The following is an 8,323-nucleotide window of genomic DNA, read 5'->3' as shown; positions in this document are numbered from 1 at the left end:
GGCATGGGCGGCGCAGGCGCAGCCGGCGGCATGGGCGGCGCGGGCGCGGCAGGCACCAACACTGCCGGCGCGGGCGCGGCAGGCGGCGCTTCGACCGGCGGCACCGGCGGCGCAGGTTCCTCGCTGGCCGGCACGGCCGGCAACGGCGCCTCGAACAGCGGCGGCGCAGGCGGCGCAGGCGGCTCGGGTGCGGCAGCCACCTCGACCGCGGGTGCGGGCGGCGCAGGTGCCGCTGGCGGCGCGGGCGGCTCGACCGGCATGGCGTCGACCACCTCGGGTTCGGGCGCAGCAGGGGGCGCAGCCACCGGCGGCTCGGCCACCACCGGCTCGGCCACTGCCGGCACGGCAACCGCCGGCGCGGGCGGCGCAGGCGGCGCGGGCGGTTCCTCGACCGGCGGCGCAGGCGGCTCGCTGGCGTCGATCACGACCGGCTACGGCGTGGGCGGCAACGGCGGCGACGGCATGGGCGGCAACGGCGGCTCGAACACCGTCAACGCCGGCACCTTCAACCTGTCGAACACGATGGGCAACGCCGGTTCGGGCGCGGCGGGCATCACTGTCATCAGCCAGAACAGCGGCATCTCCTCCCTGGTGCAGCAGAGCGTCAACGTCCAGAGCAATATGAACGTGGGCGGCGCGCAGTAATCCAGCCAGCAGCAAGCATCAAGCAAAACCTGCCGTGCCTCCGGGCACGGCGGTTTTTGCCGCAACCGGGGGACCACCATGCAGCAAGCAACCCAGCAATCCGTCGTCCGCGCCTGCGCCACCGTCCTGTTCGCGGCGTGTGCGGCAGCAGCGACGGCGGCCCATGCCGCACCGGACGAGGCCATCGACGCCCGCACGGCGGCGGCCCGTTCGCTGTTCACGCCCGCGCATGCGATCAGCGCACCGGCGCCGGCCAGGCAGGAACCCGCGCAGGGAACGGCGGAACACGACGCCTACCTCGAGGGGCAGCGCGGCGGCACCGACGTGCACAACAATGCGAACATCGACGGCGCCGTGGCCAACAACACGGCCACCAATGTCGTCACCGGCAACAACACGATCGACAGCGGCTCGTTCGCCAATATGTCCGGGATCCCGGTGGTGATCCAGAACAGCGGCGCCAACGTGCTGATCCAGAACGCCACCATCATCAACCTGCAGTTCAAATGACTTCACGCGCACTGATCCTGCTGTGCGCACTGCTGGGCAACGCGGGCGCCCAGGCGGCCGACCTGGACACCGCCGCTGCCCGCTTCCACGTGCCCGTGCACAGCCTGAAGGAACTCCGCTTCATCTCGACCATCCGCCAGCAGTACGACTTCAGCTGCGGCTCCGCCGCGCTGGCCACCCTGCTGAGCAACCACTACGGCTACCCGATCAGCGAAACCACCGCCTTCCAGTCGATGTGGGCGCATGGCGACCAGGCCAAGATCCGCAAGGAAGGCTTTTCGCTGCTCGACATGCAGAAATACCTGGCGACGATCGGCTTCAAGTCCGACGGTTTCCGCCAGCCGCTGGAAAAACTGGCCGAGGCGAAGCTGCCGGCCATCGTCCTGATCTCCGAGAAGGGCTACAACCACTTCGTCGTCATCAAGGGCTTCCAGGACGGCCGCATCCTGCTGGGCGACCCGTCCAGCGGCACCCGCGCCATCACGCGCGAACAGTTCGAATCCATCTGGCCGACCCGGCTGCTGTTCGTGATCCACGAATCGCCGACCCGGCCGCAATTCAATCTCACCGCCGACTGGCGCGCCGCGCCGCGCGCGCCGCTGGCCGACGCGGTGACCCGGACCGCGCTGGACATCAGCAGCCTGCCGAAATTCGGCCCCGGGGATTTTTGACAGGAGACTTCATGCGCCCTTCCTTCCAGATCGCCTGCCTGCTGGCCGGCGCGGCGCTCGCGGGCCAGGCCCTGGGCCAGGCCGCGTCCGGCGATGGCGGCGCTCCGTTCGACGCCGGCAACGCGGTCGCGGCCGAATCGCTGGACGGCTACCGCGGCGGCTTCGTCACCGACACGGGCCTGGCCGTCTCGCTGGGCCTGGAGCGCATCACGACGATCAACGGCGCCGTCGCCGACAGCAGCCGGATCGATTTCGGCGACCTGGGCAAGCTGACCGCCGGCCAGACGACGCTGTCGGCCGACTCGCTGAACCAGCTGCGCCTGATCCAGAACGGTGGCGGTGGCAGCGTGGCCGTCGACTTCGGCCCCAACGCGCTCGGCGGGACCGTGATCCAGAACAGCCTGAACAACCAGATTATCAATAATTCAACTATCATCAATGCCAGTGTGGATGCCCGTGGGCTATTGCAGTCCATGAACTTCCAGAACACCCTGTCGAATGCATTGAACAGCGCCGCCACCGGCAGGTGACGGCGCACCACCGGAGACATCGCATATGCAAAGAAGTCCGCTGTACAGCATGATCGCCCTCAGCGTGGCGCTCGCCTGCCTTCCTGCCGAAGCGCAGACGGGGCCCGAACTGCTGGAACAATTGAAGATCATGCGGCAGCAGCTGGAACAACAGCGCGCACGGGTCGACGAACTCGAGCGCCAACTGCGCGCCAGCGGCATCAAGGACGCGGGCAGCCCCGCCGGCACGGGCCAGCTCGACGCGCTGCGCGGCACCGGGCCCCAGGCGTCCGGCAACGGCGCGCCGATGGACGCCCTGCGCGGCACTGGCGGCACGCCCCAGGAAGGCTTGCCGGCGCCCGTCACCGGCAGCAATTCCGCCAACGTGGCCGCGCCGCAGCCCGTGGTCGCCAGCCAGCCGACCCAGGTCGGCCAGGCGCCGCAGCCGGGCCAGGGCCAGCGCACGCCGGAAGTGGCGCCCATCTTCGAGACGCCGGGCGTGCTGACCCCGCGCGGCCGCGGCGTGTTCGAACCGGCCGTGCAGTACGGCTATTCGTCGAGCAACCGCGTCGCCCTGGTCGGCTACACGGTCATTCCCGCCTTGCTGATCGGCTTGCTGGACGTGCGCGAGGTGAAGCGCAACACGACCACGGGCAGCGCCACCTTCCGCTACGGCGTGACGAACCGCTTCGAGGTCGAAGGCAAGATTCCCTACGTCTACCGCAGCGATTCCACGGTGTCGCGCGAGCTGTTCACGGGTACCGCCGCCGAGCGCGCCTTCGACACGAGCGGCAAGGGCATCGGCGACATCGAAGTGGCGGCGCGCTACCAGCTCAACGACGGCGGCATCGACAAGCCCTATTACATCGCCGGCCTGCGCTTCAAGTCGCGCACGGGCCGCGACCCGTTCGAGGTCGTCACCGATTGCCAGACGCGCTGCCTGGGAGAAAACGTCACCGGCACGGGCCTGCCCCTGGACCTGCCGACCGGTTCCGGCTTCTATTCGCTGCAGCCCAGCCTGACCTGGCTGCTGCCGTCCGACCCGGCCATCTTCTTCGGCACCTTCAGCTACACGCACAACTTCAAGCGCGACAACGTCTACCGCACCGTGCTCGACGGCGGCCGCGAACTGCTGGGAGAGATCAAGCCCGGCGACGTATTCGGCTTCAACATCGGCATGGGCCTCGCGCTGAACGAGCGCGCCTCGTTCAGCATCGGCTACGACCACAGCTCGGTCGCGCGCATGAAGCAGAACGGCCAGGTGATCCCCGGCTCGGTGCGGATCCAGCTGGGCACCCTGCTGCTGGGCGGCTCCTACCGCATCAACAACAAGCGCACGCTGAACATCTCGGTAGGTGCGGGCATGACGCGGGATACGCCGGATGTGACGCTGATGTTGCGGATGCCGTTCTCATTCTGAGCGAAAGAAAACGCCCGCGTAAACGCCGTCGTCCCTGCGAAGGCAGGGACCCAATTTAGCAAGCGTTTACGTGACGCGAACAGAAATTGGGTCCCTGCCTTCGCAGGGACGACGGTTTTACGGGTACGTCTTAGATGTAATAGATGGCTGCGGCGAGACCGACGATCAACCCGACCTTGGTCACTTTATACGCCGTCTTGTTCCACGCCTTGTACCGGCGGCGGTACTGCCCCATCACGTGCGAGATGCGGAACAGCTTGCTGACCAGGCCGATCTGGTCGCCCGTCTCGTTGGGCGAGGCGGCGGCCGTCATCATCGTGCGGCCCAGCCAGCGGTTGACGGCCTGGGTCCAGCGGTAGCGCATGGGGCGCTCGACGTCGCAGAACAGGATCACGCGGTCGCTCGAGCTGGCATTCTCGGCCCAGTGCAGGTAGGTCTCGTCGAAGATGACGGCCTGGCCGTCGCGCCAGCTGTGGCGTTCGCCGTCGACTTCGATGAAGCAGCGGTCGTCGTTCGGCGTGGCCAGGCCCAGGTGGTAGCGGATCGAGCCGGCGAACGGGTCGCGGTGCAGGTTCAGCTTGGCGCCCGGCGGCAGCTCGGCGAACATCGCCGCCTTGATCGACGGGATGCCGGCCAGCAGCGCGTGGGTCTTCGGGCACAGGCGCTCGGCCGAGGGATGGCTGGCGTCGTACCACTTCAAGTAGAAGCGCTTCCAGCCCGTCTTGAAGAAGGAATTGAAGCCGGCGTCGTTGTTCTCCTCGGACGCCTTGATCTTCTTGAGCTCGATGAGCTTCAGGGCTTCCTCGCGGATGACGGGCCAGTTTTCCTGCAGGACGGACAGTTCCGGGAATTCGCGCACGGGGATGTACGGCGTGCTCGGCACGCGCGAGAACAGGTGCATGAAGATATTGATCGGTGCCATGAACGACGAATGGTCGAACAATTGGCGCCCGATCGGCAGGCGGACCTTACCCCGGAAGTGAATATGTAGAACGGAAAGGATAAGAAACCCGACGATTGCCCACTTCATTGTGCCTCCAGCGCCCCGCCGCGTCGTGCGGCGGAAGATCATGATCGAAGGCCGCTAGGATACCATACGGGAGGGGCGGACGTACGCCGGCCGGCCCCTTCGCGGGGCGGCCGGCGCACGGTCGACGACTTGTCGTGGGCTGGCGACAAGGCACGGTTGGCATGTGATGCCCGCCCTGCATTTCATCGCTGCCGTAACGTGGGCATCACATGCCCACCATGTCCGGTCGCTGGCTTAATGCAGCACCGAGGTGACTGCATAACCCTTTTCGGACAGCTGGCCGTTCAGATTGTCGATATCGTAATCCTCGATCCGTTCGGCGTCGTCCGCCACTTCGACGGCACGGGCTTCGACTTCCCAGTCCGTGTTGGTCGCTTCTTCGGGGATATCGCGGGTCTCGGGGACGGCGAGGTAGGAGAACTTGCCGTCGGTTTCAGCTCTGCGGTAGATGTCCAGGCGCATTTCATTTCCTTTCAAAGCATGGCCGTCGAATGAAAGCCATCGGTAAGGCCACGATAGGCGAATGGTTGAATTGCGTCTGTTAATCCGCGCACACTGCCTTGCCATCCGCCATCATCGGCCGCCCAGCACGCGGGCCGGTAGCATGACGATGGCGCGCAACAGCTCGAACACGGCCTCGACGCCGATGCCGACCAGCCGGAACGGCAGCAGGAGCAACCAGAACAGCGGGTACAGGACCAGCGCCAGCAGGGCCAGCGGCCAGCACAGGAACAGCAGCAGCAACCAGGCCAGGAATCCAAGCATCGTACGCTCCTTCGCGGGGAAAAACATCAGGTGTGCGTACTGTAGGTGCTGGCGGGGAAAGGGGCAATGCGGATGCGACGGAGGGTCGCAGCGGGGGATGAGCGGGGGAAATGCGGGGATGAACGGCGCATCCCCGGGGAAAAACCGGCCCCCGCCTGCGCAGGGACGAGGTGTCAGCGTTTCAGCGGTTTCAAGCGTAGACGGCGGCGCCAGGGGCTTCGACCTGGTCACGCTCTTCGAAGCGGGCCACGACGTCGGCGCGCAGCGACGCTTCCAGCGACGGGATCGAGCCGCCGGCGCGGTAGGCGAACGAGACCTGCACGACGTCGCCGGCCTGCACGTCGACGGGATTGGCCAGCGGCAGCATCATGTAGTGGTTCAGCCAGTCGATGGTGGTGCCGAACTCCTCGATGATCGACAACACGTTCTTGGTGATGAAACGCATCGCGTTCAGGCGGCCGGCTTTCTCGACCAGGAAGCGGCCCTCCCAGGCGATCGTCGTGTCGACCGGCTGGTTGAAGTCCAAGATGCTGTACACGCCCGGCTGGGCCAGTTCGACCGTGCCGGGAGACATCACGTTCGTCTGCTGGAATTGCACGATCGGGGCATGGAAACCTTCGAAATCGTACTCCTGCTGCAGCGGCTGGACGGCCATGATCACGGCTTCCGGCAGGAAGATCGGCAGCGGGCCGCCGAAGCGCGCGAGGTAGCGGCGCTTGAACGACTCCATCAGCTCGACCTGTTTTTCGCGCAGCATGCCGACGTGGATCATCTCGCAGATCACGATGTCGACGGGCTCCGGCGGCAGGTATTCGAAGGCGTCGGCGTGGACGACCTCGACGCGATCGCCATTGTTGTTCATCGCCAGGAAGCGGCGCGCCTCGCGCACCATGTCCGGATTGAACTCGACGCAATACACCTTGGCTGCGTTCTGCGCCGCGAAGAACGAGAGCACGCCCGTGCCGCCGCCCAGTTCCAGCACCTTCATGCCGGGCTTGACGGCATGGCGGATCGCGGCCTTGAAGCTGTGCATGCGGTTCTGGTCCATCAGCATATTGTGATGGTAGTGGACCGGGATAAATTGGCCGAGGTAGCAGCTCTCGATTTCGCGTTCGTTCAGCATATCGTTCCTTGTAGTGAGCCGCGCGGCGGGCCGGCACCGGTGTTGATTTGACCGGTAAATTATCTACAGGAAATAGTTGAATCGAAGCGTGGAGGTGATGGGGAAAATACCGTCAATTCGCCTGTTCGCCCTTCGGCCGCTCGGCGGCGCGGGTCGCCAGCGCCTGGGCGATCGACGTGTGGCCGGCCCGTTCGGCGATCTGGGCGGCGGTCAGCCCTTCCCCGTTCTTCAGACGCACGTCGGCGCCGCGGTCGACGAGGAACAGCGCGCTGTCCTCGTGCCCTTCACGCGCCGCCATCATCAGCGGGGTGAAGCTGCCGCTCGGCGCCGGGGACACGGCATCGATGCGGGCGCCGCGCTCCAGCAGCGTGGCGGCGATACCGTCGTCGCCCGCGGCCGCCGCGTAGTGCAGCGGCGTCCAGCCGTCCCGGTTCACGGCCGCGCCCTTGGCCAGCAGCATGTCGACGGCGGGCGCGTTGCCCTTGTACGCGGCCATCATCAGCGCCGTATTGCCGTTCGGCGCCGCCGCCTCGATGCGCAGCGCCGGATGCGCCAGCAGCACGCGCAGCGCCCCCATCGACCCTTCGCGCACGGCCACGACCAGCGCCGGCTCGCCGGCGCTGGTCGCGTTCGGATCCATGCCGCGGTCGAGCTGGGACTTCACCCCGCGTCCATCATCCATCTCGACGGCGCGGAAGAACGCGCCCGACTGGTCGGCCGCGGCGGCCTGCGCCAGCCCACCCAGGCCGCCCAGCGCGACGGTCGCGAAGGCAGCCAGCGAGGCTGCGAGAAAGGTGCGGCGGGTCGTCATCGGTCAGCTCCTGGCGGCCTTGAACAGCGTGAAGAAATTCTCCGTCGTGCGGTCCGCCACCTCGCGCAGCGGCACGTCCTTCAAGGTGGCGAGGAATTCCGCCACGTGCGGCACGAAGCCCGGCTCGTTGACCTTGCCGCGGTAGGGCACCGGCGCCAGGTAGGGCGAATCCGTCTCGATCAGGATGCGGTCCAGCGGCAGCGCCCGCGCCACCGCCTGCAGCTCCTTGGCGCTCTTGAAGGTGACGATGCCGGAGAACGAGATATAGAAGCCCATCTCGATCGCCGCCTGCGCCACCTCCAGCGACTCCGTGAAGCAGTGCATCACGCCCGCCACGCCGCCCTTGTCGATGCCCGCGCCCTCTTCCTGCAGGATGCGGATCGTGTCGGCGCTCGCCGAGCGGGTATGGATGATCAGCGGCTTGCGCGTCTCGCGCGATGCCCGGATATGGGTGCGGAAACGCTTGCGCTGCCATTCCAGGTCGCCCTCGAGGCGGTAGTAGTCCAGGCCCGTTTCGCCGATGGCGACGACCTTCGGGTGGTCGGCCAGCGCGACCAGCTGCTCGACGGTGGGCTCCGGCGTGTCCTCGTAGTCGGGATGGACGCCGACCGAGGCGTAAATGTGCGGATACTGCTCGGCCAGCGCGAGCACGCCGGGAAAATCCGGCAGCTCGACGGACACGCACAGCGCATGCGTGACCTTGTTCTCGGCCATCTTGGCGAGAATCTCCGGCATGCGCGCGGCAAGCTCGGGGAAATTGATGTGGCAGTGGGAATCGATGTACATGCCGACATTGTACAAGACGACGCTGGGAGGCGCAGTGCGCCTCCCAGCGTCGG

At 66.8% G+C, this 8,323-nt stretch carries 10 protein-coding genes and 1 pseudogene; 5 read left to right on the top strand and 6 right to left on the bottom strand.

Translation table 11 applies throughout. The features are described from left to right. From QPK32_RS17990 to QPK32_RS17970, 5 genes and pseudogenes are all read left to right on the top strand, one after another. A pseudogene (locus QPK32_RS17990) lies at positions 1–645 on the top strand (hypothetical protein); the annotation flags it as partial. A 78-nt stretch (positions 646–723) separates the two neighbouring features. Next, positions 724–1,155: a hypothetical protein gene (locus QPK32_RS17985; RefSeq protein ID WP_290414167.1), complete on the top strand. Its 432-nt coding sequence runs from the start codon at positions 724–726 to the stop codon at positions 1,153–1,155. Beyond that, complete coding sequence (locus QPK32_RS17980; RefSeq protein ID WP_290414166.1) at positions 1,152–1,826, top strand: C39 family peptidase; 675 nt, start codon at positions 1,152–1,154, stop codon at positions 1,824–1,826. The genes QPK32_RS17985 and QPK32_RS17980 overlap by 4 nt, the downstream gene beginning before the upstream one ends. Positions 1,827–1,837: 11 nt before the next feature. Next, positions 1,838–2,356: a hypothetical protein gene (locus tag QPK32_RS17975; RefSeq protein WP_290414165.1), complete on the top strand. Its 519-nt coding sequence runs from the start codon at positions 1,838–1,840 to the stop codon at positions 2,354–2,356. Positions 2,357–2,381: 25 nt separating this feature from the next. After that, positions 2,382–3,755: an acetate kinase gene (locus tag QPK32_RS17970; protein ID WP_290414164.1), complete on the top strand. Its 1,374-nt coding sequence runs from the start codon at positions 2,382–2,384 to the stop codon at positions 3,753–3,755. A 130-nt stretch (positions 3,756–3,885) separates the two neighbouring features. Here the strand turns inward: QPK32_RS17970 and lpxO are convergent, their stop codons facing one another. The 6 genes from lpxO to QPK32_RS17940 all read right to left on the bottom strand — a co-directional run bounded on the left by lpxO (position 3,886) and on the right by QPK32_RS17940 (position 8,270). Beyond that, complete coding sequence (lpxO, locus tag QPK32_RS17965; RefSeq protein WP_290414163.1) at positions 3,886–4,785, bottom strand: lipid A hydroxylase LpxO; 900 nt, start codon at positions 4,783–4,785, stop codon at positions 3,886–3,888. A gap of 234 nt (positions 4,786–5,019) precedes the next feature. Continuing rightward, entirely contained in the window at positions 5,020–5,247 is a 228-nt protein-coding gene (locus QPK32_RS17960; RefSeq protein ID WP_290414162.1) for a DUF6139 family protein, read from the bottom strand. Positions 5,248–5,358: 111 nt separating this feature from the next. Further along, positions 5,359–5,550 carry a hypothetical protein gene (locus QPK32_RS17955; protein ID WP_290414161.1) on the bottom strand — a complete coding sequence of 64 codons (192 nt, stop codon included), beginning with the start codon at positions 5,548–5,550 and terminating at the stop codon, positions 5,359–5,361. 190 nt (positions 5,551–5,740) lie between these two features. Further along, on the bottom strand, positions 5,741–6,673 hold the full coding sequence (locus QPK32_RS17950; RefSeq protein WP_374046762.1) for a methyltransferase domain-containing protein: 933 nt from the start codon (positions 6,671–6,673) through the stop codon (positions 5,741–5,743). 112 nt (positions 6,674–6,785) lie between these two features. Further along, positions 6,786–7,484, bottom strand: coding sequence for an ankyrin repeat domain-containing protein (locus tag QPK32_RS17945; RefSeq protein WP_290414160.1), 699 nt, complete (start codon positions 7,482–7,484; stop codon positions 6,786–6,788). A gap of 3 nt (positions 7,485–7,487) precedes the next feature. After that, the gene (locus tag QPK32_RS17940) at positions 7,488–8,270 is read right to left on the bottom strand and encodes a TatD family hydrolase (protein WP_290414159.1); all 783 of its coding nucleotides are present in this window, start codon (positions 8,268–8,270) and stop codon (positions 7,488–7,490) included. Positions 8,271–8,323: the final 53 nt, after the last annotated feature.

The organism is Massilia sp. YIM B02763 (assembly GCF_030412015.1).
Lineage (GTDB): Bacteria > Pseudomonadota > Gammaproteobacteria > Burkholderiales > Burkholderiaceae_D > Telluria.
Note: the sequence above shows the minus strand (reverse complement) of the source record. Positions and strands in the feature narration are given on the sequence as shown.

What these genes read in the sequence shown, in the direction of transcription:
- QPK32_RS17985 (WP_290414167.1), top strand. Translation starts at nt 724, where the DNA reads ATGCAGCAAGCAACCCAGCAATCCGTCGTCCGCGCCTGCGCCACCGTC.
- QPK32_RS17980 (WP_290414166.1), top strand. Translation starts at nt 1,152, where the DNA reads ATGACTTCACGCGCACTGATCCTGCTGTGCGCACTGCTGGGCAACGCG.
- QPK32_RS17975 (WP_290414165.1), top strand. Translation starts at nt 1,838, where the DNA reads ATGCGCCCTTCCTTCCAGATCGCCTGCCTGCTGGCCGGCGCGGCGCTC.
- QPK32_RS17970 (WP_290414164.1), top strand. Translation starts at nt 2,382, where the DNA reads ATGCAAAGAAGTCCGCTGTACAGCATGATCGCCCTCAGCGTGGCGCTC.
- lpxO (WP_290414163.1), bottom strand. Translation starts at nt 4,785, where the DNA reads ATGAAGTGGGCAATCGTCGGGTTTCTTATCCTTTCCGTTCTACATATT.
- QPK32_RS17960 (WP_290414162.1), bottom strand. Translation starts at nt 5,247, where the DNA reads ATGCGCCTGGACATCTACCGCAGAGCTGAAACCGACGGCAAGTTCTCC.
- QPK32_RS17955 (WP_290414161.1), bottom strand. Translation starts at nt 5,550, where the DNA reads ATGCTTGGATTCCTGGCCTGGTTGCTGCTGCTGTTCCTGTGCTGGCCG.
- QPK32_RS17950 (WP_374046762.1), bottom strand. Translation starts at nt 6,673, where the DNA reads ATGCTGAACGAACGCGAAATCGAGAGCTGCTACCTCGGCCAATTTATC.
- QPK32_RS17945 (WP_290414160.1), bottom strand. Translation starts at nt 7,484, where the DNA reads ATGACGACCCGCCGCACCTTTCTCGCAGCCTCGCTGGCTGCCTTCGCG.
- QPK32_RS17940 (WP_290414159.1), bottom strand. Translation starts at nt 8,270, where the DNA reads ATGTACATCGATTCCCACTGCCACATCAATTTCCCCGAGCTTGCCGCG.